Origin of the sequence: Anabaena sp. UHCC 0204, from assembly GCF_009711975.1 — a bacterium.
Taxonomy (GTDB): domain Bacteria; phylum Cyanobacteriota; class Cyanobacteriia; order Cyanobacteriales; family Nostocaceae; genus Dolichospermum.
This window is the reverse complement of record NZ_VIKW01000002.1, coordinates 154,156-178,028: the sequence shown is the minus strand read 5'-3', so window position 1 is coordinate 178,028 and position 23,873 is coordinate 154,156. Positions and strand designations below refer to the sequence as shown.

The window sequence follows — 23,873 nt, the reverse complement described above, 5'->3', positions numbered from 1 at the left end:
AATTTAATTTTGTCCGACTACTTATTACTCAGGTAAAACCTGAATTAATTGATAATCTTTAAAACTACCAATTACCCGATAATTTGTTGGTGAATTACCAGAACTTGGTTGATAAATCCAAGCATAGCTTAAACTAGATAACTGAGATATTGAATCTACACTTTCACCATATTTAGGAGTATAGAATTGAATTAGCACAGATTCTTTATCACCAAATTGGCTATTTTTAACAAAATTAATGGGATAATTCTCTAAAATCCCAGCAATTGATTCTTGTTGGTAAAATACTCTAAATTTTGGGTTAAAATCTCCTAATAAACCCAAAATCCCGGCTGTAGCTAAGGATAACCAACAGCTAACTAACAATCCACCTAGCCAATATTTAGCATTAAGAAACTTTTGTTGGTAGTGAAAATTTCCTATCCATACCAATGGTGTAATTAAGTTACCAAACCCAGAAATAATAGACAGAATTGCATATTTGTGAATTTCTACATCACCCCATATTAAAATACCTATTCCAGCTAATATTAAAATGATGCCTAATATTCCCCAAGCATAACTAAAATTTCGGGTTAAAAAACCCATATTACTAGATGGAAATTTATCTGCAAATCCTTTTTGGTAAATTTTTCCTAACCAATCTAAACCCACCGCAGCCAGAAAAGCGATAAATGGATAAAGACAAAGACTATAATGGGATAACCGAGTTGTAAATATACTAAGTTCAATAAATAAGATAATTGGGAAACCTATTAATATTAGTGAATAAGCAGACATAGAACGACGAATGACTAATACTAATCCCAATAAACTAAAAAAGAACCAAGGAAAAGATTTTAAAGATAGATTCCAAACATAAAACAAAATGCCATTTTTATGTTGTTCCTTGCTACCTAGTTCTACAACAAATCCCAATAAAGCCCCAATACTATTGCTACCATAACGCAACCAGCTAAAATAAAGCCAAGCTACTGTAGGAATTAAACCCACTAAAAACCCTAAATACAACATGGGGTTAGTTAAATGGCGATGACGGTTATGATTGATAATTAAATAAGGTGATAATGCCATCATAGGCAAAAAAATCATTAAGCTTCTGAGCAAAAAACCTAAGCTAAAACTTAACCCAGCAATAAAACCATAAAGAAATCGTTTTCGAGGATCTATATCAGATTTTAGTAAACAAAAAATAGCAACGAATACTAGGAATATACTTGGTATATCTGGTGCGGATAAACGACAATACTGTAACCAGAGAAATTGTATATTTAAAATAATAATTGCTAGAAATGCTAATTGTTTATTTAATAGTATTTTCCCGACTTCATAGATAATGAATATACTAATAATACCAGCAATCATGGTAGGCATTCTTGCCGTAAAATCACTAATACCAAATAGCTGATAAAAAATAGCAATCAACCAATAGAAACCAGGCGTTTTATGATGAGCATTACCCCAAGGAGCTACCCAGTCACCAGTCTCGAACATTTGTCTTGCTCTTCCAGCATACAGGGCTTCGTCATGAGCCATAAGACTGGTTTCTCCAGATGTAAATAGTAATAAAGGTATTAACCAAATTAACAATTTGCTATATGGAAGTTGCCAAAATCGCCAAAGTAATTGCCAAAAAGCTAAAATTAGGGGTGATTTAAAAAACATTGATAGATTATAAATATCAATTTTTACATGGGTAAAATAATTTGCGTTATGATACTAACTCATTCAATGCAAATACTAGCCAAAATTCTCAACTTGTACAAATAAGACGTTTATGCTTCTTAAACCAGATCAACGCATTAAGTTAGATGACTCAGATGATCAGTTATTCTACAGTTACCCTCGCTTTGTCACTCATGTAGATGATGGTTTTATTCAGCAATTAACGGATTTGTATAGTCAGCGACTCCAACCTCAGACGCGTATTCTTGATTTAATGAGTAGTTGGGTATCGCATCTACCCACAGATATAGATTTTGCCCATGTGGAAGGCCATGGACTCAACGCGGAGGAACTAGCCCGAAATGCTCAATTAAATCATTATTTTGTGCAAAATATCAACACAAATCCGCAGTTACCTTTCCCAGATCAAGACTTTGATGCTGTTATTAACTGTGTTTCTGTTCAATATATTCAATACCCAGAGGCGATATTTTCAGAAATACATCGCATTCTTAAACCGGGTGGAATAGCAATTATTAGTTTTTCTAACCGGATGTTTTTTCAAAAAGCAATTCAAGCTTGGCGCGATGGTTCGGAAGCTTTTAGAGTAGAATTGGTCAAGGGCTACTTTACGTCAGTACCGGGATTTACAACCCCAGAAGTTATTGCTCAAAGGTCAACAGCACCAAGTTTTTTACAGTGGTTAGGAGTACCGGGTGGAGATCCTTTATATGCGGTGATAGCTCATCGTCTAACCTAGTATTATACTACACTAACTATTAAATATTGGTGATTATCAATACCTTGAATAGTTATATAAAAGTAAATTTTCTGGCTTGTGGGTGACGGCAGAGTTGATAATTGCCTAATAAGCTCAAGTATTTAGGAGAAGCCAAAAATGTTTACAAAGCGTGGGCAGAAAGTATTAGCGGCTGTATTACTATCAGTGATGTTACTGACTACAGCTTGTGCTACAAAAGCACCTAGTCGTTTTGATCAGGTACAACAGGAAAGTACCCAGAAAAAAAGCGGACAGGCTGTTGTTAAAGATGCGACTCAGGGGAGTAAGTTAAATGCGTTCTTCCCTAGTGGCGGAGATGGCTATAATCGAGTTTATACTCAAGAAAAGAAAGGCTTTTCAGAAGCCAATTTGAAAAAAGGCGATAAAGTAGTTGCCCAATTGGCTATTTCTGATACGAGTAGCACACCAGCAGCAGCATCAAAATTTGCTAATAGCTCCAAAAAAATTGGTGGTTATCCCGCAGTAGAACTTGGTAAAACCCAAACTTCGGTTTTGGTGAATAAGTACCAAGTGAAAGTAATTTCTAAAGATCCATCATTTACAGCGAGCGATCGCGCAGCATGGATAGAAAGATTCAATCTTAGTGGTTTAGAAAAGTTGAAATAGTTTCACCACTTCCCTAACTAACAACGGACGTTAATACAAAACATTGATAAGGAGACTTTTGTGAGTAAACCAATTTTCGAGTTAGTTGATGAACTTCCTACCAAGGGATTGACAATTTCTCTACTAAATGCTTTAGATTTTGTTGCTCCTGGTGAGTGGAAAAACACTGTCGGTTTTGTCAATACCATTAAAACTGTGACAGGTGAAGATGACGAAGACTTAATTCAACAAATTGGCGAAAGAGCGATTTATCTGTTTAATGATAAATCCCAAGGATATCAAACTGCCCTCTGGCTTTATCAAACAGTTGACTCTACAGATAGAGCTTTGGGTGCAGCAGCTTTAGCTAACAAAGTTGGTGAAGCAATTCCTCTCTTCGGTTTTTTAAACTCTATTACTCCTAAAGCAGACAAAGCTCAAACCATCGATCTCACCTTAAAAATAGTTGCTGAATTAGTTGCTTTTTGCCAAATTAATGGCATTCCCGGTGACAGTATTGGTGATTTTGTCGGTGCTTTAGGTGAGTATGGTGGCGAGTCACTTATCCGCATGGTGGCGTTAATTTGTGTTGATGGTTTAATTCCCCTTGGTCCAGATTTTATTGATAAGTCATTATCAATGCTCAGTCAAATGAAACCCCAAGAGTTACAACAAAACTCAACTTTTGCAACTATGCAAGATGCCATTCCTGGTAACGGTATTGGTGGGAAAATGGACTTTCTTGGTAATAGTCTAGATTCTGTTAAAGGTTGGATGAATGGTATTGTCTCCGCTAATGCTTTAACAGCACAATCAGTCTTGGGTCATTTCAAAGGTTTTCTAGACGTTGCTGATGATAAATTGGACTATGTAGCAGCATTTCTAGATATGTCTACAAATTACTATGAACACACAGGAACGCAGACTTTAGCACGACGTTTAATTGAACGAGCAATAGCTGAAATCTAGCAGTTAATCTATTGTTCAAAAAACAACTTAGGGGCAAGATAAACTCGCCCCTAATCAACTCCAATAGCATTTTTTCCTGACTTTTAGCCCTAATGAAAAGACTTTTTTAGTAATAATAATTTAATTAAAATCTATCGTAGATTAAAGGAAATCCTGAGAGGATTTCCAGTTTTAGCCGGTATGACTAAAAATTTATCGTTTGAAGCGAGAACGTTGTTGACGGCGTTGTTTGTGTCTAGCGATCGCTTTGCGTTTTTCTTTTTCTAAAGGTGTTTCAAAGTGACGCTTTTTCCGCATATCTTGGAAAATTCCCGCCTTAGAAACTTCCCGCTTAAATCTTCGCAATGCTGACTCAATACCTTCATTTTCACCTAAAACCACTTGTGTCATTTTCGTTTCTCCTTAATGCTAAATCAATATTTGCCGACTAGAGCTAAAATAAAATATTCCAGCAGCGTTTAGACCAGGGCTGTATCTGCTGGATACTCTAGATGTTAATTTTTTTAAACAGACTTAATAGCGACGACCACCGCCGCCACTACCGCCACTGCGATCTCCGCCGCCACCGCGATTGCTCCAACTTCCGCCGCCACCGCCGCGAGAAGAACCTCTGTCTTCGCGGGGTTTAGCTTTGTTTACTCGCAGATCACGACCCATCCATTCAGCACCATCAAGGGCTTCAATGGCTGCGGCTTCTTCTGTTTCTTTCTCCATTTCCACAAAGGCAAAACCCCGTGGACGACCAGTTTCCCGGTCTGTAGGTAGCTGCACGCGACTAACCGTTCCGTACTCCGCAAAAGCCCGTTTCAGGTCTTCTTCTGTTACCTGATAGGACAAATTACCAACGTAAATCGACATAGACGAGGGTCTCCCAAATCAGAGAGTGTAGAGAGTTAGATTCGGAGAGACGTATTTAAAAAAAACTTAAAACGACTTACTCCACCGAAAATAATCTTTATATCCCCAAGTATAGCACCACATGGAAATATGAACTCATAATGAACAAAATTTCCCAACAAAATTACCAGCATTGCTAGGAAAATACCCCTACAAATACTGCTTTAGTGAGAAGTAAACCGTGATAGGATGCTTTGTGCTTCCTGACACAGTACCTCATGATTCTGATAATTACTCGCCAGTAACTCACCCCATTGATGAATATCATCGGTGTTGTATTCTAATGGCGTGCAATCAAAATGGGTAAACTTACCACCTGCTTCCGTCAGAATTAGTTCGGGAGCAGCCATATCCCAGTCTTTAGGTGCGGACTTACCAGAAAGGGAAATGTAAACATCTGCTTGCTGTTCAACAATCGCCGCAATTTTGCAACCGACGCTACCAATTGCTTTTTGATTTTGACAGGGTAAATGCTGTAGTAAATATTCTAACCTATCGTTGCGGTGTGAGCGACTAACAACCAAAATTAAATCTTGGATATTTTTCTTTGAGTCAACTCGTACAGGTACAGAACCAGTTGAAGTTTCTATAAAAGTACCACTGCCTCTAGTAGCATAATACAATTTTTGTGTTTCGGGAACTACTACCACCGCTAACATCGTCTGTGTCCCTTGCACTAAGGCAATGTGAATAGCATATTCCCCAGTTTTATTGATAAAGTCTCTTGTCCCATCTAAAGGATCAATAATCCATACCCATTCAGAAGGATTTTTTCCCTGTTGTGATTTATGAGTTTCTTCACTGACATAACCAAAGTCTTCATTTCCTAAAGCTGACTGTAGCTGTGACAAGATATATTCACTTACAGCCAAGTCGGCAACTGTAACAGGTTCATTGTCTTTATACTTGATATCTAAATTTGGTTCGGTGGCAGTACCGTGATAATAAGAACTGAGTAAACTGGCTGCACCCCAACCCACTTCCCGCGCAATTGTTAATATTTCTGATAAGTCTTTCATGAATTCATCCAACGTCGTGTACCAAAATACTGGCAAGCTTCAGCAGCAATATGACTAGCTAAAGCTAAGGCATCAGTAAAACTTGTCTTAAGAATATAGTGACAGAAAGCACCATGGAAAATATCTCCTGCGCCTAATGTATCAACGGACTGTATTTTCGGCACGTTGATAATACCATATTGACCACCAATTAAATATTGAATTGGCTTTTCCCCTTGAGTAATGGCAATATGAGGAATGTTAAAATCTTGCAGATATGCAAAAACATCTTCTTGATTTTGGCAAGTAGGAGGATAGAAATTTGCAGAACAAATTGCATAATCAACAAAAGGTAATATCTCCTCAAATCCTGGTTTCCAACTGCCACCATCAATAACAATGGGAATATTCTGGTTTTTAGCAATTTGGGCAATAATTTTACTCACCCCTATTTGATGACCATCAATTAAGACAATATCAATATTTTCTAAAATATTTGGCGGTATGGAGGTAATATTTGCCTGGGTTTTGATTGCATTAATAGAAATTACTGCCCTTTCACCAGTAGATTGTGTGACAATAATTGAAGAAACTGGTGGTGGTGTATCTTTATCAACATCTAAGTCAATAATTGCGACTTGGTAATTTTCTAAGTCTGTGTGAATTAGCTTTGTCATGGGGTGAGAACCAAGTATACCCAAGATTGTCGCTTGATTACCTAAATGACTGAAAGTAACAGCAGCATTTGTTGCTGGACCACCTGCTGCTACAGTATAGTCAGTAGCAACGAGCTTTTGATTATTTTGGGGAGGAGAGTCAGCCAGGTAAATTAGATCTAAGGTAGTTAAACCTATAAATAAGGCAGAATTGATCATTGGTAATTGGTAACTTTATTTAATAATTAAATGAATTATAGGAGAATTTATGAATCTCAATACCCATGACTATGATTTTTATGCCTGGACACAAGAACAAGTGCATTTACTAAGAACTGGACAAGTTAACCAAATTGATTTTGATCATATTGCTGACGAAATTGAAGATATGGGACGTTCTGAAAAGTGGGAATTAGAAAGCCGATTAGAAGTATTACTTATACACTTACTAAAATGGCAACTTCAGCCTAACTTACGTTCTCGAACTTGGCAATTAACTATCAAAGAGCAACGCTTACGTTTAGAAAAACTTATTGCAGAAAATCCTAGCTTTAAATCATGTTTAACTGATTTTCTCGCAAAAACTTATCAAATTGCTACTATTAGCGCCGAAAGAGAAACTGGATTATCTTCATTTCCCGAAACTTGTCCTTATAGTTTAACAGAAATTTTCGCACCTGACTTTTTACCCAGCGAAGATAGTTGAGAGGTATGATACAAATTTTAGTAAAATACTGTTAAGTAAATATATAAATCCAATAGTAATGGTATATAATTAACGGAAAATAATCAAAGTCCTTTTTTTGGAGAGAGCAAAAAATTATGTTCAAAAATATGGCCATGGATGCACTAGGTTTGAGTGATATTGGTGCTGTCATCAAACCGGAAGATTATAACAAGGTTGATAGTGATGACTATGTGATCCATGAAGAAGGGGAAAAAATTTATTTTTTGATCAAGTCAAAAACTGATGAATACTGTTTTACAAATTTAGCTCTAATTCATTTGGATGGAACTTCTGCCGTTAGTAAAAAACGCTTACTCAAACGTTTTACTTATAGTCACAACATTATTAAAGATGTGAAACTAGAAACAGCAGGAACAATAGATATGGATATAGAAATCAAGTTAGCAATGGGTGATCAATCCTATTCTATTGATGTTGCCAAAGTTCATATTGCTGCTTTGAAAGACTTGTACAAAGCTTTACTGAAAATTGCCTCAATTCAAAAAGAAAATGCCCTCTATCATCAATATGCTCAAACTAGTTTAAATACAGCAGCTAATACGGTTAGTCGTTCGACAACTACATCTACCTCAGAAGAGCAATTTAAGGCAATTAACCAGTATGCTTTTAATTGGTTAAAGTATGCCCATGAAACTTATGTACGTAAAGATTTTGGTGAGGTTTTTGAGAAATTTATTAACAACTAAATTTAAGGTTTAATTTTAAATTACTTTTTTCCAAACTCAAGATTTCACAGATTTCATGATCTTTAAGGTGATGAAATCTGTGAAATCCTTTAATCCGCCGAATCCGTGTTTAAATTGATATGCAAACTGAACCAAAACCAGGAACACTTTATATTGTTGCTACCCCAATTGGTAACTTAGAAGATATGACTTTTAGGGCTGTGCGAATTTTGCAAGCAGTTGATATAATTGCAGCCGAAGATACACGCCATACAGGAAGATTACTCCAACATTTTCAAGTTAAAACTCCCCAAATCAGTTATCATGAACATAACAGTAATAGTCGTATTCCTGAATTGTTAGAACATTTGCAATATGGAAAAGCGATCGCTCTGGTAAGTGATGCAGGAATGCCCGGAATTTCTGACCCAGGATATGAGTTAATTAAGGCTTGTATTGATGCCAATATAACTGTTGTCCCTATTCCCGGAGCAAGTGCAGTAATTACAGCTTTGAGTGCGGCTGGATTACCTACAGATAGGTTTATTTTTGATGGTTTTTTACCTGCTAAAACTCAACAAAGAAAGCAATATTTAGAATCTCTGCAAGGGGAATCCCGGACTTTAGTTTTTTATGAATCACCCCACCGCTTACGAGATACTTTAGCAGATTTTGGGGAAATTTTGGGAAGCGATCGCTCTATAGTTATAGCTAGAGAACTAACTAAATTATACGAGGAATTTTGGCGGGGGACAATTGGGGAAGCGATCGCTCATTATACCCAAAAAGAACCTCAAGGAGAATATACTCTCTTAGTCGCAGGAACTTCACCAAGCCAGATCCAACTCACAGAAACAGAACTCAAAGCTGAGTTATTACAAATAATGCAACAGGGAATATCCCGTTCCCAAGCTAGTCGTCAGTTAGCAAAAGATACTTTACTATCCCGTCGCTATTTGTACCAACTAGCTTTAGGAATTGAAATGAATTCTGAATCTACAATTACGCAATAATCTCAGTAAAATTCATTTTGACAATCATATCATTATAATCCAAATCACCACCATTAGGTAAATCTTCAAAACCAAAAGTATTATTTCCTAGTAAGCGAATGTGATCAACACCATCACTATTTACTCCCATATAGGAAAAATACACTTGGGGATTATTATTAGCATCGCTATCTAAAAGCTGAGACAACGTACCATTAACTATGATCATGGGAGCAAGAATTGTACCACCATTAATAGTTGTTGTACTAGTTTGAACACCTTGATTAGCAGTGGCAAATTTGATATTTACACCACTTTGAACATCTTTGATAATATTATTTAATGCTGCTTGTAGATAATTACTCCGATTGACTGAACTTGGTTGTAAATTCCCAATTTGTCCATCAGCATTATCAACTTCATAAAAATAGACTTCGTTGTTAAATGCAGCTTCTCTATGAACAGAAACATTGGCTTTTACTTGACCTTGAATATCTCGTAAATCAATCAGTTCCCCTTGATTTCCACCTTGCAATCCTGTACCTATAACTAAGGCTTCTTTTGTGGATTGAATCTTCACCACTATATCTTTGAAATCTGTAACATTCCCAGAACCATCTTCCCAAGAAAGACTAAAACCTTCAGTCCCAAAATCTATAATTTTTTGGGTAGAAGCATCAGCGAATAATAAATTTGATAAGGAAATTTTACCAGCTTTTGCAGAATCTATTGTTCCATCTTTGATTAAAAAGAATTTCAGATTATCACCACTATCAAATTCTAAAGATCGGGTAAAATCTCCAGTTTTAACTCCATTAGGGAGATTAGAAATAGCAGAAAAAACTACCTTTGCTCTCTTTAAAACTTCTTCATTATAATTTGCTGCACCCGGAGAAATCCCATTGATTTTACCTTGAGTATCATCAACTTTAAATACACCTAATTCATTGATAAAAGTAGAATTGAGTTCTACTAAGTTGACTTTTAGCCTGACTTGATTACCTTCACCTTTAATAGTAAAAATATCATTATTTTTAAGATTTGCTATGGGAATATCATCATTTTTAATAATTCCCTTATTATTGATAATTGATCCATTAGTAGAATTAGTTAAAGCGACTGTAAAAGTCTCATCTTTTTCTATCAGTGAATCTTGAGTTGTTTGCACTGTAAAAGTTTTACTTGTTTCTCCCTGAGTAAATGTGAGAGTTTCATTTTTGGCAGTCAAGTCATTTTCACTAGCTGTATCATCTGAATTTATAGATGTGGATACAGTTACACTTTGGTTTGCTTGGCTATTTCCAGTCCGGGTAATCGTGAAATTTATGGCATTACCTTCTATTGCGGAAGCGGAAGCGATAGAAAACTGAGGTAATTCATAATTTTTTAAAATAGCTAATTGTTTACTACCAGCACTAATTAAAGTGTCATTCCCCTGGGTTGTAAATGTGAGTTTATTGATTTCATTAAACTCATCAACATTGACCTGCAATAAATCTTCTGTGGGATTAAAATCAGTAATGATATTGGGATTATTTGGATATTCAGCATTAGCTAAATGGAATGTATCTTTACCAAGACCACCCGTGATAGTATTGCCACCAAGACCACCAAAAATTATATCATCGCCCGCATCACCAAAAACAATATCATTGCGGTCAGCATAAATATAGTCGTTGCCTTCACCACCAGATAAGGTATTGTTACCATTACCCTGGGAGTGGAGTTTATCGTTTCCCGCTTCTCCATAGAGTTGGTCACTACTATAAGCAAATAACTCATCATCTCCGTCACCACCATTAAGGGTATTGTTTCCCCCTCCAACTAAGGCATCAAGATAATCATTTTCTGCTGTACCAGTTAAGGTGACATTCGTTTTAAAAGCTTCTACAGATAATATCGCCATTTGATTCTCCTCACAAATAATTAGTAGATACTGGGTTAAATTTGTTTATTCAGTCTTTTTAAAGAAGGCTATAGAAAAACCGAGGCAAAACTTTTAATAATAGAAGTTTTGCCAAGGTATTTAATCGCCATTAATTACCCTTGAATATCTGTCTGAATTAAGCTAAGACAAACTGATTAGTATTAGTTAAACTCAAGGAACTTGCTTGAATGCCAGTTAAAGTAGCTAAGGTTTGACCACCAAAGATAATTGCAGTATCAGAACCAACTTGAGTCAAGCTAAGATTAGCCGTGGTGATACCCAAACCAGCAGCACCGTTGATACCAATTACATCAGTACCAATTTGGAAGTCAAGAACGGTGTTAGCAGCGGTTGGTAGTGCGGCATTCGCAATCCAGAATTGGTCAGCACCTACGCCACCAGAGAGCAAGTTGCCACCTTTATTACCAGCGTAGAATTTATCATCACCATCACCACCCAAGGCACGACCATTAGACCCGTCACGGAGATAGAAGATATCATTGCCAGCACCACCAGAGGCACGATAGTTGGTGGCAGTACCTGCTTCAAATGTGTCATTACCATCGCTACCAAAAGCGCGATCGCCATTGGCAATAAAGATTTCATCATTGCCGCTACCAGTGTCAATATTGTTGCCACTAGCCAGAGCGCCACCTATGGCACTATCAACATAGTCATTACCAGCACCAGTAAAGACGATATCGTTGATACCATCAAAACCTGCTGTAACCTTAGCTTCGATTATGTCAGCACCAGAAGTAGCACCTGCAACTAAAGAAGAGCTTTGAACAAGATTTGCATTAGGAGCAACTAAGAACGCTAACTGACCACCTTCAACCAGGTTTTCTTGTCTAGTTGGTGTTCCATCACCATTGCCATCAATGTTAGTAGCAGTAATAATTGTTCCAGAACGAACACTGTGAGCCTGGACATCAAAGATAAACTGTGTACCAGGAGCGTTACCAAACAGAGTAGAAACATCAAGAATACCGGAAGTTTCCCAGTTACCGATATCAGTTGGATTAGAATCAGTTTGACCAGAAGGGACAGCCGAGCGATCAACCTGTGCAACTTTAGTTAAGCTGGCTGCTGGATTTGTAGCAGCAGGATCAAGAACGTAAATAGATGCTTCTTGCTGAGAAGTTGCGCCCCAAATGCTTGCTCCGAGTGCGCGGTCTTCTTGGATGTAGATTTTGCCATCATCAGCCCAATCCAGGTTATCAGGGCTACGTAAACCAAAGTCTTGTTTGTCAGCTTCGTTACCGTCGTAAAGGATGTCAATTTTTGCGGTGATTTCTGGTGCTGCTGTGATCTTCCACAGGGCATCATTTCCAGAAGTGGGGTGTTGAATTGCAACGATAAATTCATTGGGGTTATTTGTGGAAATTAAGCCAGTAGGTTCAGATCCAGAAACTCCCAAACTAGCCCAGCGAGTGATGGACTCAGCGACACCATCCTTATTGCTATCAGATGCCTTCCAGATATCGCCAGGATTGTTGTCTTCAATAATGTAGAGATTACCAGCAGCATCACTAGCCAAGTTATCAGGGTTATTGAGGTTGCTACCGGCAGCTAAACCAGTACCACCGTCAATGGTGCTACGACTAGCAAAAAGCTTAACTTCATTGGTTTTGAGGTTAATACCATAGACTGAGTTCTCGCTGGTTGTAGCGACATATAGAGTGTCACCAATAATTTCTAAGTCTTCTGGACGACCGTAGGGTGTACCACCCAATTCATCGGCAGCCGCACGTCCACCTGTAGTCGCACTGGTAAAGTCAAAGGGATTGGCTGTGGTTAGCTTTACACCGTTAGTATCAGTAATAGCAACCCAAGTAGCAGCACCAGTTCGAGTTGTACTTGTATTGGTGGCAGAGTTCCAGTTTTCCGAAGCATTACCTGTAAAGGCAGTTACCTTCAAGACAAAACTTTGTCCAACACTCAAATCACCAGCAGTTGTAGGTACAAACTTGTAAATAGAACCGGAGTTGTTCTCATCAATAAAGTACAAAGTACCAGCAGCATCAATCTTCAAACCTTCGTGGGAAACCGCAGGAATATTACTACGCCAAACCACATTTGCTGTTTCACCAGCAGCCATCAAGGGGTTAAGCCACTCAAATAACCGCCCATTAGTTCTTTCTTCTGCAACTAAAACAGTTCCATGAGGAGTATATACAGCAGGGTCAAATGCTGCGAAGTCATCATTATTTTTATCCCAAATAGCAGGATTGGTAGTGAAATCTAATGCACTTTTACCAGTAAGAGCAGCAACAAAGTCTTGTGTTTGAGTATCATAGCGAACTAGTCCAGCTCCAGCACCTACTTCTGTGGGAATGTAAATATAGCGGTTGGTGGGATCTAATGCCACCATATCCCAGTTACCAAAGGTTGCAGCAAAGTCGGGATCTAAATTAGCAGTATTGCGATCGACAATTTCTGTTTGAGTAAAACCGGTTGGTAGCAAGAACGGTGCAGTATCTTCTGCTGTAGGAACAGTAGCAGTAGTAGAAAGAAGTTTGCTAAAGTCAACGTCAATTTTGTAGGTTGTACCCCAAACATCAGGTCCTGCAGCAATACCAGTGGAAGCTAAGACTGCTTGAGTACCATCAAAAGGATTGGTAGCGATATCTTCAGGACGAGAGAATTTGAAGGCATTAACTGCGGCAGCTAACTCATCTTGCTTGGCTTGTGTAACATACCCTTGAGTGTCATAACCTGTAGTATTTGCTTTCGTGGGATCGTAGTAAGCAATTTCTACAAACTGACCATTTGTGCTACTACCACTGCCTTTAAATTCACCAGGATTAAGTTCAATTACATCAGTAGCACTTGCAGGATCATCAGCCACCCATGCGAATAGCTTACCTTGTGCTAAACCATTGCGATCTAGGAAATTACCAGCCTTTTTGTCGCCGACATAGAGGTATAGAGGTGCGTTGCTTCTGTCATCACCAATTAAAAAGGCTACTTTATCAGTGCGGCCTGTATTTAGTTCTGTGATGTTTTCCCATGCAGCACGACCGAATGCAGGTAGGGCATATAAAGTATTTGTTTGTGTATCTAGGGCGAATTGTGTGCCGCCACTGGTTTCTTCACCAGAGAAGAAAATACGATCAGCTAAACCAATACCTGCACCAAATTGGTTCGCTTCAAACAAAGCAGCAGAACAAAAACGCTGAATACCACCAAATTCTAAATCAGCAGCAGCATCAACGACTTCACCACCACGGTTGATGATGGTGTCGTAGGCTAGTCCAGCATTGACGATTTGGAATGTGCGCTTATCAATATCAAAATAGTTAACTCTTGCACCAGGAAGTTGTGTACCGTTTTTGAGGGTGTACTTATAACCATCCGCACTTCCTACTTCATTAACCACTAATACACGAACAGTTGTATCGTTGAGTGAAAAAGCTCCAATACCATCGAGAATTCCGGGTGGTACATAGTCGCCAATTTTGTCGCCAACGGTAAAAAGTGGGTCAACAGTGTAACCATTTAGCCCTTTAACTTGAGCCTGTTGGGTTGTATCGAATGATATAGCCATGAAATTCCTTAATCCTCTTTGTAGTTCGTACTAAATCAATAAGTCCGAATTTGGTAAATTTAGGAAAACCTAATTTACTGAGATATGAATATTACGTTTTTTTAAATTCTCATCCAGAGGTTAAGGTTTTACTATGATTTAACTGTCTCTTGATTAAAAAATTCGGTTTAAAAATTAATTTTTAGTTATGAAAAGGTTATATATGGTGATAAAAGGATAGTGATTTTGCAACTTTCATTAATTATTAAATCAATCATAAATAGGACTTACTTAATAACTCTTTGAAACTCTTATTTCGACCTGTCCTCTGGGGTTCGTTTCTTCATGATTTTGCGTAAGTCCTGATAAAATTAAAAATTGGGATTTTAGAGGTTTGATGACTCCAAAATCCCAATTTGATTGCCCATAAATTAAATTAACGCAAAGCCGGCGGTAATCGTGGCCTACCTGTAGAAATGGCGTAGTTAATTACTAACAATTGCAACCATAATCCAGGAAAGTGCGTTTCTAGCCAAGATTGACTCCATTTCAAGAATTGTGAAAACCATATACCTAATAAAGCACTAACTAAAGCATGACGGGCAAAGCTAACATAATTACCAACCCAGCGTAATAAATCTTGCCAACCAGCTAATTGCCAAATCCACAGTAATAAGGCTGGATTTTTGATAGCTGCTTTCAAGGCTAGACGGTTAAAAGTGAACCAATCACAACGGTCTTTAATGAAATTATCTGCTACTTCTAGACTTTCACCTGCTAATAATCCAAAGAAAGTATTGAGCATGGAATTTATCAATTGAGGTGCGATAAATTTTCCTGTAGGAACCATCATTCCCTTAGAAAATAACCACATGACAGCTACATTACTCTGGTAAGCACGAATTTTGTTTAAATGTTGGGAAGTTAATAAATCATGTTTGAGAGCAGTATTTAATAGAGTGGTTAACCTTTCTAAATTGCGGACTAAAGAACCAAAACCAGTAAAGACTAGAGGAGATTGCAAAGAAGCAGCATCACCAATGGCAATTAATCTATCTACAGCAATTGTGCGATCGCTACTACTCGTACTAAAATGTCCTGGTATATAGCCAAAGGTTGGTTTTTTCCACACTAGCTTGTCCAGATCACAGCGCCGATACTCTGGCAAAATTGTGAAAAAGTCCTCATACATTTCCATCAAAGAACCGGGATTTTTTTCATTGACTTCATGATAGTGAAATAGATAAATTGTTAATTCTTCCCCAGAACCAGGAAATAACTCCCAAATCAACTGTCTCCCCCTAGAAATATCTCCATGACTGTAGAGAACATCCCCATAATCAGCATCCCAAACACCAGGTTCAAAGCCTTTTTCAATCACTGCTCCTACTGTTGGACAAACGCTATCAAAAGCCCTACCACCATTTAATTGCCAAGCAATTGGGGAAGCCGTTCCCATTGCATCTATCAACAAACGTCCACTAACTTGCTGTTCATTCCCAGTCGGTAAATGTTTGATATTAATACTAACTTGTGAACTGCTAATATCTGCCCGAATAAACTCCGTTTCATCCCAGATATCACCACCCGCAGCTTTGAGCTTTTCTCCACATACTTGTAATAATTTATCTGAATCTAAAGCTATATTTAGGACAGTGGGAGTGTGGAGAACAGGCGATCTTAACTTAGAGGGATTATTAGCATCAAAAAATTTATTGAATCCGTCTTTATACTCCCTAGCAATAATTTTTTCTACCTCAGCATTTGTCAACAAACCCAAATTTATCAAACTTTGAATTTCATCACGAGAAATATTCCATTCGCGGTTCATTCTCCCAAAAGGTAATCTTTCTATCAACAGGACTTTATAGCCTAATTTAGCCATAACTGCCGCATGAATTGACCCTAAAGCGCCACCGATGTAGATGAGGTCATATTCAGGGGACAGGGGACAGGTGACAGGTGACAGTGAGGAGGAGGAAGAAGAAGAAGAGGAGGAATTTTTTGTGTTTTCTTCCCCATTATTTTCTTGATAAAAGATCACTTGACGTGGTTTTTGGGGATTTTTCACCCCTTCGCGCCATCTTTGCTCCCACCAGTAAGCCCGTTTCAAATCATATTCCCCATTAGGCATTTTCTGAAAATACTTGACAGTTAGGGGATAATATGGTTCTAGCTCTGCGAAAATTGATTTTTGGGCATCAATCACAGGTGGTTCTGGGTAGCAATTGGGAAAGCGGTTTCTAATTTCCTTCGTCAGATATTGGAGAATGCGCTTTTGATCAGGAAAAGGTTGATCTCCCCACAGGAATACTTTCAGGTAAGTTGTCCGCTGCACCGACCACACAAAGACCGAGAGTTCTACTCCACCAAAAGTAGCATTTATAACTGGGATTTTCCAGCGTACCCCATCTGGGGTGATGATTTTTTCCCCGTTATCTAGGACAAAATCTGCTTGTAGCCATTGGCGTACAGAGGCTGTATCGGGTGTAGGAATTTCTAAGTAAAGAAGTTCTTGCATATTGCTGATATCTCCCATAAATCTACTCACTCAGACAGATTTGAAAAAGGCAGAAACTAGGTTAAACTCTGCCCTAATTAGCTTCATAAAGATTCCATGAAGAATTTTAATGATTTATCAAGTTTATTGTTCACGTTGTAAATTTTGTAAACCCATGCCATGAATTATCCTATCCCAGACAGTCCCCAAGAAATTTTTGCACTCAGAAAACAGCCAATTGATGAGGAATTAGTGGCTGCGGTAATTGCTGGTGTTGTTAAAGTTGTTCGCTCTCAAGGTCAGTCTTTAGATCAATTAACTGCCCAGGTATTAGAAGATGACCAGATGTTAGACAGACAACAAAGACGCTGGTTAAGTCAGTTGGTTGCCCAAGCATGGGAAACTTTCCCATAATCATCTTTGGCAATTTGGGATTGGTATTTTCCAACCAGTAAGATTAAAATTAAAGACTTAAAGGATTTTAAGATGAATTGGGAAGCCCACACTGTACCGAAAGTCAGTGTGTGATAGTTCACAGCTTATATCCTACGCTGAAGTAAAAGCCTTCGTCCTGGGCATTTACGCCTTTATCATCTAAGTTGATCAAAGGTAGACCATAATCTAACCGCATATTAAAACTAGGTAGGGGTTGCCATAAAACTCCGACTCCTGTCCCAGCTAAAAAGGTTTGTTTCTGTAAGCGGTTGGGGTTATCATCTGTGTTCCACACATATCCTAAATCAAAAAACGGTGCAACTTTGAGGATATTTCCACTTTCATCTTTGTGGATTGTCAGTTGGTTTTCTAGGACAAATCGCACTCCATTGTCACCAGCACGGGCATTTTGCCGATAACCCCGCACTGACTGACCACCACCAACGACAAATTGCTGTGAGGGTAATAAACCATCGGGGGTGAGTTGTACTTCGGCTTGGGCAATTAAAAGATGGTTATTACTAAAGCGTTGTACTCGTTGTACTTGTCCTAACCAACTAAAAAATTGACCATCAGGAATAGGATCTGCATTACTTGTGGCATCGAATACATCAATACCAAAACTGAATAAAGAACGCAAAGACCAAGCACCTTGTATATCTCGCGCGAGATAGTCTTGTCCAAATTTAATGACACGAGTGCGACTGTTACCGTTATCATCTGGACCAAAACCAAATGCTGTGGGACCTGCAAAGGTAAAGGTTTGACCATCTTGCAAAGTTAACCCTAATGATAAGGCAAATTCTTGGCGGGGCGATCGCACTAATGGTTGACGATAACTAATTTCATATAGTTGGGATTCTCCCCGAATATCGAAACTCTGAAAAGGTTCTTGGATGACTTTGTTATTATTAATTGCTGTTCGCAATTGTAAAGCCCCATTCATTGCATTTAGAGGTAGGCGATAATTGAAATCATAGATATTTGACCCCCCGCGAGGTGTAAAGTAATATGATGCGGCTAATTCATCACCCAATCCTGTGAGATTACGATAACTAGTATTAATTCCAAATCTTTCTGAACCGATACTTGGAGGGGAATAGTTATCAACGCTCAATGATGCTTTCAAAGAACTAGCTTCGGTAACTCTGACGACTAAAATATTTTGCCCTACCTGAGTACCTGTGCGGACACTGGCTTCTACATTAGAAAATAAAGGATCTGCTCGTAATAATCTTAACTGGTCTTCTAAATCACCTGTAGAAAGAGGTGTTTTAATTCCTAAAGCTACACGCGATCGCACATAATTAGGATTAAGGCGTTTTGTACCTTCAATTTCGATTTTCTCAACACCAGCTTCAATTACCCGAATTTGCGCTACACCATCGCTAATTGTTTGGTTGGCTAAAATGGCTCTTGAGGTAATATAACCCCGATCTAAGTAGAGTTGGGTGATAGCATTAGCAACCCCTCTAAGTTCTTCCAGACTAACTAAACGTCCTTGCACTGGCTGAGTTAGGGCATTTAATTGCTCTTGGTTAAAAATTGTACTCCCCGTTACCTCAATTTTATCAATCTGAATATTTTCGGTAACTGTTTCTGGTGGAGTTTCTGGTACAGGTTCTGATGGGATCATCTCCTGATTTTCTGCCGGTAGCGGTTCGGGAATAGGTGCTGATTGCAGAAATCTTTCCTGATTGATATCACCACTTGGATTTGCTACTTGTGCCATCTCCTGATTTTCTGACGGTAGCAGTTCGGGAATAGGTGCTGATTGCAGAAATCTTTCCTGATTGATAATATCACCACTTGGATTTGCTGTTTGTACCAGCAAATTGTCTGGTAATTCTAAAAATATAAATGAATCAGACAATTCAGGATTACTAGGTGATTGCTGATTTGCTTCAACTTGTTTATTTGCGACTTGTGTTAGTAGCTTATCTGGTAATTCTAAGAATACAAATGAATCAGACAATTGAGCATAACTAGCTGATGCAGAGACAACTAAGAACACACTGGGAATTAAAAATACAGAACATATTCTACCTTCTAAATGCCAACGCATAAAACTATTACTCCTGGATGGATTTTTATACTTATATAAGCTTGTTGTTCCAAAATTAACACGCTATGTTACTTCTGGATAGAGTAAAAGTCAAATTTTAGTGTTTTTTCCATAAATAGCGGCAATCAGTTGAGACATAACAGAAATTGAAGTCATATTCAATACTTTATTAAAAATAAATACCCAAAAATTATGTAGTTTTCGTAAAAATTTCCATAAGTTCCCTAAAAAAAAATCAGTACGTACTATCCGTAAATTTACTCTTACAGGGTACATGATTATAAGCTAATCTATTTGTGAAGTATAGAAATCAAACAAAAAAATAAACAACCAATCTGAAGCCCTGTAAATTAATAAGCAAATAAGATTTCAGCCTAACTCACAAGGTTTCTTTTAAGCAGTCAAGATACTTAAATAATCACTTTAGGAGAGAATAAAATGTTACGTAAATCCTTAGCAATTCTTAGTGGAGCAGTTATTGTCAGCAGCTTGGGAGCAGCAGTTAGTAGCCCCAGCTATGCTGACCCCGGTGGTCCTTTTAGTTGCGATACCAATAATCTAACAACTGTAGTAGGTGCAGGAAGAGCAACAGTAATGCGCTGGAGAACAAATGAGTTTGCAGGTTCTGGATATGACCGGGTGCGTAGATGTATGGAAGTATCGTCAAGATTTAACCACTTTTACAGCGCAGGTCAGTTAAACTACATTACTGCTGGGATGGTAAGAGGAATGCCCGTAGTGTGTGCAGCCTCACCTGGTGCTTCCTGTGATAGCAGCAATGTTTTATTCACCTTAAATCGCAGAAATAGCCGTAACGTAGCGGGTATCTTGCAAACACTTTTTGATAATCGTGCTGGTGCTACTGGTGCAGTTGTGAACGAATCCTCCGGCCGCGTTTATATAGACGTGAATAAAATGTTGAGTGATCTAGGTGTAGATAGCAATAGAAGCGCACAACAAAAACCCAGTGTAGTGAATAATAAGCCCAGCACAACACCAAGTGGTGGGGGCTGGTAAGAGGCTGAAAGTTTGATTAACATAGACTAATTCTCCTCCTCAAAAGTGAAAATCTAGTCAGGAGGAGATATATCAAATCAATAAAATTCAAAAGTCATGATCTATTGTTGAATTTTAGAGAATTGATATGATTAGTTAACTGTTTGTGAGTTTGAAGAACATGGATTTCTCTAAAGTTAGTTTTGTGGCTTTAATTAGCTGCCTCTCTTTTGCTTTTTCGACCCAGGCTGTATATTCCTTAGACCAGCAAACACCGACTGCTGATACAAAGATTTCTCAGACTGAGGAGAAATTGTCAGAAAAAATTGTGCGTCAAAAAGCCCGCGCGATTACGGTAAAAATTATGGCTGGAGAAGGTTGGGGTTCAGGAATTATTATCCAAAGAAAAGGTCAGGGTTATACAGTCCTCACTAACGCTCATGTTTTGAGAATTGGTAGTAATTATCAAATCCAAACTCCCGATGGTAAAATCTATCCAGGCCAAAAAGTTAAAGCTGTAAATTTCAATGATGATGACTTGGGATTACTCAGTTTTAAGAGTAGCAGTAATTATGCGATCGCCTCAATTGCTAAATCACCCTTAGAAATAGGAGAAAAAACCTTTGCTGCTGGTTTCCCCAATGAAACCAAAACTTGGTCATTCACAACCGGAAAGGTTGACTACATACTATCTAAATCTTTCCAAGGTGGTTATCGAGTCGGTTACAGCAACGATATCCTCAAAGGTATGAGTGGTGGACCCGTACTCAATCAGCGTGGTGAATTAGTAGCTATTAATGGTAGACACAAATTTCCTCTTTGGGGAAATCCCTTTGTTTTTGAAGATGGTTCTACCCCAAACTTACAAACTCGCAATCAGTTTGAGTATTCTAGCTGGGCTGTACCAGTCGCAACATTCCTCAACAGCGCCCCCCAATTTTCTCAAGGTGTGATTAACTCACCAATCGGATCATCTTTGAGCGAAATTGAAGTTGATTCTCTCTATTCAACTTCAGCACCGTCAACCCCAATACCTGCGAATGTGCCAAAACGTTCTATGTGGGTTTGGTAATTGATTTGTTAATAGTCATAAATTTAAAGTTTCAGGAAATAGCATCATGTTAAATCGTTATTTATTATCAGGTTGTTTTATCGGTTCAGCAATGGTCATGGTAGCCAGTCCAGCCATTGCTAAACAAGCCCTAACACCCAAGGATGTAGCCAGTATTGCTAAATCTACCGTAGTGCAGATTGCCCCCACAGTTAATTATCCCGGTTCAGGAGTAATTGTTGGTAACTACAAAGAAGATGGCAAAATCGTTTATGTGGTATTAACAGCCAACCATGTTGTTGAACACCCAGATGATGAATATAAAGTTATCACTCCTGTTCCTATGGCAGGAGACAGAAGACGACAAAAAATCAGTATTTCCACCGAGCAAGATATTCAGAGATTGCCAGGTGTAGATTTAGCGATTGTCAAGTTTCGTAGTGAACACAAGTTTAATACAGCTACCCTTGGTAATTCTGACCATACAACTGAAGGTGCTGGTGTCTATGTTTCTGGATTTCCTAACCCCGGACAAGCAATTACAAGGCGTGTGTTTCAATTCACTTCTTCCTTAGTTTCCAGTCGTTTAGATGGGGATACAGTAGCAGGTGAAGAAGACACCGGAGTGGATGATGGATATGCTATATCTTATACAGCTACCACAAGAGCAGGAATGAGTGGTGGACCAGTTTTCGATGTGTCAGGGCGAGTTGTGGGTATTCATGGCAGAGGTGATAGAGACGAAATGCCTAAATTAGCAGCATCGTCACAAGGTAGTCAGGAAAGTGGACCCCAGCGTGTTCCCGATAAAACTGGATTTAATTTAGCTATTCCTATTCAGACTTTTCTGAGAAAATTAGCCCCCAGTGCTATCTATAAATTAGGCATGACATTTGACAAGTCTGAACCAGGGACAGCGCAGTTGTATGCTACCAGAGGTCGTCCTGTAACCAACATTATAGAAGAAGAAGCAGCAGATGCCGTTACCGAAGTGGTTAACAAATCTCCTAAAAATAGCACCCCATCACGTCCCGTACCAACTCAAGTTAAACCTGCTCGCACTCTTCCTATACAGCCAACACCCAGCAAAAACACTACTCCTACTCCCCCCGTCACTCCTTTATGGTAATTAAGACTTGTTACAAATTAATAAGTCATTCTTGCGTCTTTTCCAAGTAAGAAACTAGAAAGCCCGTCTGCACGGGCTTTTTAATGTAAGGCGGTAATAATACAGAGGCAGTTTAATTTATATTTGGAAAACTTTAAGCATATTCACGTATATGAATAATGCTGTTAAATGAGGGACAATTTAAATTGGCAATATTTATACCAGGATTTATATGAATTTGTTAACTGGAAAAACTACTCTATTTATTCTGACTCAGGCGATCGCACTTGTCACTCTTCTCCAAACCATAACCCCTGTTAAAGCCCAATCTATCACCCCTGCTAACGATGGTACGGGTACAGTTGTGACTCCCGTAGGCAATCAAATAGACATCAGTGGTGGCAGTCTTTCTAATGATGGTACAAATCTGTTTCACAGCTTCCAACAATTTGGACTCACCTCCACCGAGATAGCTAACTTTCTCTCCAACCCCAATATTCAGAACATCTTGGGGCGCATCATCGGTGGTGATCCTTCCCTGATCAATGGAATTATACAAGTTACTGGTGGAAATTCTAACTTATTCTTAATGAATCCTGCGGGGATTCTCTTTGGCGCTAATGCCAGCTTAAACCTACCCGCTGACTTTACAGCTACTACAGCTAATAGCATCTTACTGGGTGAAAATAGGTTTAATGCAGTTGGTAGTAACGACTATGCAAATTTAGTAGGAACTCCCAATGCTTTTGGTTTTTCCACTTCCGAACCAGGAAGTATTGTTAATTTTGCCAACTTAGCAGTCGGTGATGATAAGAACTTAAACTTACTCGGTGGTACAGTCCTTAGCACTGGCAGTTTATCAGCACCAGGAGGTAATATTAAAGTTGTATCAGTCCCTGGTGAAAAACTTTTACGCATCACTCAACCAGGACATTTGCTGAGTTTAGAAGTTGAACCATTATCAGGTACATCTCCTGCTACTTTGTTAGATTTATTAACAGGTAATATTGGTAATGCTGATGGTGTAACTATTAATAACGGACAAGTACAACTGACAGGTTCAGGAATGACTGTAAATGCTGGGGATGTAGTAATTCAAAATACTACATTACTTGTCCCAACTGCTCAAATTGACTTGTTTGCAGCACAAAATCTGATTATTGGTACAGATTTATCAGCTACTGGTAAAATTTCATTGCAAGGTAATGTCATACTCGATAGTGATTCTACCTTTAGTAGTGGTACAGATATAACCTTTACTAATACAATTAACGGTGGAAAAGCA

The 23,873-nt window shown here is 38.4% G+C and carries 20 protein-coding genes; 11 read left to right on the top strand and 9 right to left on the bottom strand.

Annotation, left to right across the window (positions count from 1 at the left end):
• Positions 1-24: 24 nt before the first annotated feature.
• Positions 25-1,665, bottom strand: a complete 1,641-nt coding sequence (locus tag FJR04_RS02350) for a glycosyltransferase family 39 protein (RefSeq protein ID WP_168491439.1) — start codon at positions 1,663-1,665, stop codon at positions 25-27.
• Between the two features lie 112 nt (positions 1,666-1,777).
• Here FJR04_RS02350 and FJR04_RS02345 point away from each other — a divergent pair, with 112 nt between their 5' ends.
• The 3 genes from FJR04_RS02345 (at position 1,778) to FJR04_RS02335 (ending at position 4,021) form a co-directional block, all read left to right on the top strand.
• Complete coding sequence (locus FJR04_RS02345) at positions 1,778-2,425, top strand: class I SAM-dependent methyltransferase (protein WP_168491437.1); 648 nt, start codon at positions 1,778-1,780, stop codon at positions 2,423-2,425.
• A gap of 138 nt (positions 2,426-2,563) precedes the next feature.
• Positions 2,564-3,073 (top strand): hypothetical protein, encoded by a 510-nt coding sequence (locus FJR04_RS02340; protein ID WP_168491435.1) that lies wholly within the window; start codon positions 2,564-2,566, stop codon positions 3,071-3,073.
• Positions 3,074-3,133: 60 nt separating this feature from the next.
• Positions 3,134-4,021 (top strand): hypothetical protein, encoded by an 888-nt coding sequence (locus tag FJR04_RS02335; RefSeq protein ID WP_168491433.1) that lies wholly within the window; start codon positions 3,134-3,136, stop codon positions 4,019-4,021.
• A 192-nt stretch (positions 4,022-4,213) separates the two neighbouring features.
• On the opposite strand, the gene rpsU is transcribed toward FJR04_RS02335, so the two are convergent.
• The 4 genes from rpsU to FJR04_RS02315 form a co-directional block, all read right to left on the bottom strand.
• Complete coding sequence (gene rpsU / locus FJR04_RS02330) at positions 4,214-4,411, bottom strand: 30S ribosomal protein S21 (RefSeq protein ID WP_015078697.1); 198 nt, start codon at positions 4,409-4,411, stop codon at positions 4,214-4,216.
• 123 nt (positions 4,412-4,534) lie between these two features.
• Complete coding sequence (locus FJR04_RS02325) at positions 4,535-4,879, bottom strand: RNA-binding protein (protein WP_168491431.1); 345 nt, start codon at positions 4,877-4,879, stop codon at positions 4,535-4,537.
• 203 nt (positions 4,880-5,082) lie between these two features.
• Complete coding sequence (locus FJR04_RS02320; RefSeq protein ID WP_168491429.1) at positions 5,083-5,937, bottom strand: 3'(2'),5'-bisphosphate nucleotidase CysQ; 855 nt, start codon at positions 5,935-5,937, stop codon at positions 5,083-5,085.
• Positions 5,934-6,791, bottom strand: a complete 858-nt coding sequence (locus FJR04_RS02315) for a sugar kinase (protein ID WP_168491428.1) — start codon at positions 6,789-6,791, stop codon at positions 5,934-5,936. The genes FJR04_RS02320 and FJR04_RS02315 overlap by 4 nt, the downstream gene beginning before the upstream one ends.
• Positions 6,792-6,840: 49 nt before the next feature.
• Here FJR04_RS02315 and FJR04_RS02310 point away from each other — a divergent pair, with 49 nt between their 5' ends.
• From FJR04_RS02310 to rsmI, 3 genes are all read left to right on the top strand, one after another.
• Positions 6,841-7,278 carry a DUF29 domain-containing protein gene (locus tag FJR04_RS02310; RefSeq protein WP_168491426.1) on the top strand — a complete coding sequence of 146 codons (438 nt, stop codon included), beginning with the start codon at positions 6,841-6,843 and terminating at the stop codon, positions 7,276-7,278.
• 116 nt (positions 7,279-7,394) lie between these two features.
• Positions 7,395-8,006: a PH domain-containing protein gene (locus tag FJR04_RS02305; protein ID WP_168491424.1), complete on the top strand. Its 612-nt coding sequence runs from the start codon at positions 7,395-7,397 to the stop codon at positions 8,004-8,006.
• A 119-nt stretch (positions 8,007-8,125) separates the two neighbouring features.
• Entirely contained in the window at positions 8,126-8,998 is an 873-nt protein-coding gene (rsmI, locus tag FJR04_RS02300) for a 16S rRNA (cytidine(1402)-2'-O)-methyltransferase (protein ID WP_168491423.1), read from the top strand.
• Here rsmI and FJR04_RS02295 read toward each other — a convergent pair.
• The 3 genes from FJR04_RS02295 to FJR04_RS02285 form a co-directional block, all read right to left on the bottom strand.
• A complete protein-coding gene (locus FJR04_RS02295) occupies positions 8,988-10,883 on the bottom strand; it encodes a DUF4114 domain-containing protein (protein ID WP_168491421.1) in 1,896 nt (631 codons plus the stop codon). The genes rsmI and FJR04_RS02295 overlap by 11 nt on opposite strands.
• Before the next feature lie 157 nt (positions 10,884-11,040).
• Positions 11,041-14,454 carry an alkaline phosphatase PhoX gene (locus tag FJR04_RS02290; protein ID WP_168491419.1) on the bottom strand — a complete coding sequence of 1,138 codons (3,414 nt, stop codon included), beginning with the start codon at positions 14,452-14,454 and terminating at the stop codon, positions 11,041-11,043.
• A gap of 415 nt (positions 14,455-14,869) precedes the next feature.
• Positions 14,870-16,954 (bottom strand): NAD(P)/FAD-dependent oxidoreductase, encoded by a 2,085-nt coding sequence (locus FJR04_RS02285; RefSeq protein WP_168491417.1) that lies wholly within the window; start codon positions 16,952-16,954, stop codon positions 14,870-14,872.
• A 159-nt stretch (positions 16,955-17,113) separates the two neighbouring features.
• Between FJR04_RS02285 and FJR04_RS02280 the strand changes: the two genes are divergently transcribed.
• Complete coding sequence (locus tag FJR04_RS02280) at positions 17,114-17,347, top strand: hypothetical protein (RefSeq protein WP_168491416.1); 234 nt, start codon at positions 17,114-17,116, stop codon at positions 17,345-17,347.
• A 118-nt stretch (positions 17,348-17,465) separates the two neighbouring features.
• On the opposite strand, the gene FJR04_RS02275 is transcribed toward FJR04_RS02280, so the two are convergent.
• A complete protein-coding gene (locus tag FJR04_RS02275; protein WP_254445184.1) occupies positions 17,466-19,433 on the bottom strand; it encodes a ShlB/FhaC/HecB family hemolysin secretion/activation protein in 1,968 nt (655 codons plus the stop codon).
• A 438-nt stretch (positions 19,434-19,871) separates the two neighbouring features.
• On the opposite strand from FJR04_RS02275, the gene FJR04_RS02270 reads away from it, so the two are divergent.
• The 4 genes from FJR04_RS02270 to FJR04_RS02255 form a co-directional block, all read left to right on the top strand.
• Entirely contained in the window at positions 19,872-20,450 is a 579-nt protein-coding gene (locus tag FJR04_RS02270; protein ID WP_168491414.1) for a COP23 domain-containing protein, read from the top strand.
• Positions 20,451-20,610: 160 nt separating this feature from the next.
• Positions 20,611-21,501: a serine protease gene (locus FJR04_RS02265; RefSeq protein WP_168491412.1), complete on the top strand. Its 891-nt coding sequence runs from the start codon at positions 20,611-20,613 to the stop codon at positions 21,499-21,501.
• A gap of 46 nt (positions 21,502-21,547) precedes the next feature.
• Positions 21,548-22,609, top strand: a complete 1,062-nt coding sequence (locus tag FJR04_RS02260; protein ID WP_168491410.1) for a serine protease — start codon at positions 21,548-21,550, stop codon at positions 22,607-22,609.
• A 211-nt stretch (positions 22,610-22,820) separates the two neighbouring features.
• Positions 22,821-23,873 (top strand): filamentous hemagglutinin N-terminal domain-containing protein (locus FJR04_RS02255; protein ID WP_168491408.1); only part of this gene is annotated, 1,053 nt, incomplete at its 3' end.

Excerpts from the sequence above, each read along its gene's own strand:
- FJR04_RS02350 (WP_168491439.1), bottom strand. The coding sequence starts at position 1,665 with ATGTTTTTTAAATCACCCCTAATTTTAGCTTTTTGGCAATTACTTTGG.
- FJR04_RS02345 (WP_168491437.1), top strand. The coding sequence starts at position 1,778 with ATGCTTCTTAAACCAGATCAACGCATTAAGTTAGATGACTCAGATGAT.
- FJR04_RS02340 (WP_168491435.1), top strand. The coding sequence starts at position 2,564 with ATGTTTACAAAGCGTGGGCAGAAAGTATTAGCGGCTGTATTACTATCA.
- rpsU (WP_015078697.1), bottom strand. The coding sequence starts at position 4,411 with ATGACACAAGTGGTTTTAGGTGAAAATGAAGGTATTGAGTCAGCATTG.
- FJR04_RS02325 (WP_168491431.1), bottom strand. The coding sequence starts at position 4,879 with ATGTCGATTTACGTTGGTAATTTGTCCTATCAGGTAACAGAAGAAGAC.
- FJR04_RS02320 (WP_168491429.1), bottom strand. The coding sequence starts at position 5,937 with ATGAAAGACTTATCAGAAATATTAACAATTGCGCGGGAAGTGGGTTGG.
- FJR04_RS02315 (WP_168491428.1), bottom strand. The coding sequence starts at position 6,791 with ATGATCAATTCTGCCTTATTTATAGGTTTAACTACCTTAGATCTAATT.
- FJR04_RS02310 (WP_168491426.1), top strand. The coding sequence starts at position 6,841 with ATGAATCTCAATACCCATGACTATGATTTTTATGCCTGGACACAAGAA.
- FJR04_RS02305 (WP_168491424.1), top strand. The coding sequence starts at position 7,395 with ATGTTCAAAAATATGGCCATGGATGCACTAGGTTTGAGTGATATTGGT.
- rsmI (WP_168491423.1), top strand. The coding sequence starts at position 8,126 with ATGCAAACTGAACCAAAACCAGGAACACTTTATATTGTTGCTACCCCA.
- FJR04_RS02295 (WP_168491421.1), bottom strand. The coding sequence starts at position 10,883 with ATGGCGATATTATCTGTAGAAGCTTTTAAAACGAATGTCACCTTAACT.
- FJR04_RS02290 (WP_168491419.1), bottom strand. The coding sequence starts at position 14,454 with ATGGCTATATCATTCGATACAACCCAACAGGCTCAAGTTAAAGGGCTA.
- FJR04_RS02285 (WP_168491417.1), bottom strand. The coding sequence starts at position 16,954 with ATGCAAGAACTTCTTTACTTAGAAATTCCTACACCCGATACAGCCTCT.
- FJR04_RS02280 (WP_168491416.1), top strand. The coding sequence starts at position 17,114 with ATGAATTATCCTATCCCAGACAGTCCCCAAGAAATTTTTGCACTCAGA.
- FJR04_RS02275 (WP_254445184.1), bottom strand. The coding sequence starts at position 19,433 with ATGCGTTGGCATTTAGAAGGTAGAATATGTTCTGTATTTTTAATTCCC.
- FJR04_RS02270 (WP_168491414.1), top strand. The coding sequence starts at position 19,872 with ATGTTACGTAAATCCTTAGCAATTCTTAGTGGAGCAGTTATTGTCAGC.
- FJR04_RS02265 (WP_168491412.1), top strand. The coding sequence starts at position 20,611 with ATGGATTTCTCTAAAGTTAGTTTTGTGGCTTTAATTAGCTGCCTCTCT.
- FJR04_RS02260 (WP_168491410.1), top strand. The coding sequence starts at position 21,548 with ATGTTAAATCGTTATTTATTATCAGGTTGTTTTATCGGTTCAGCAATG.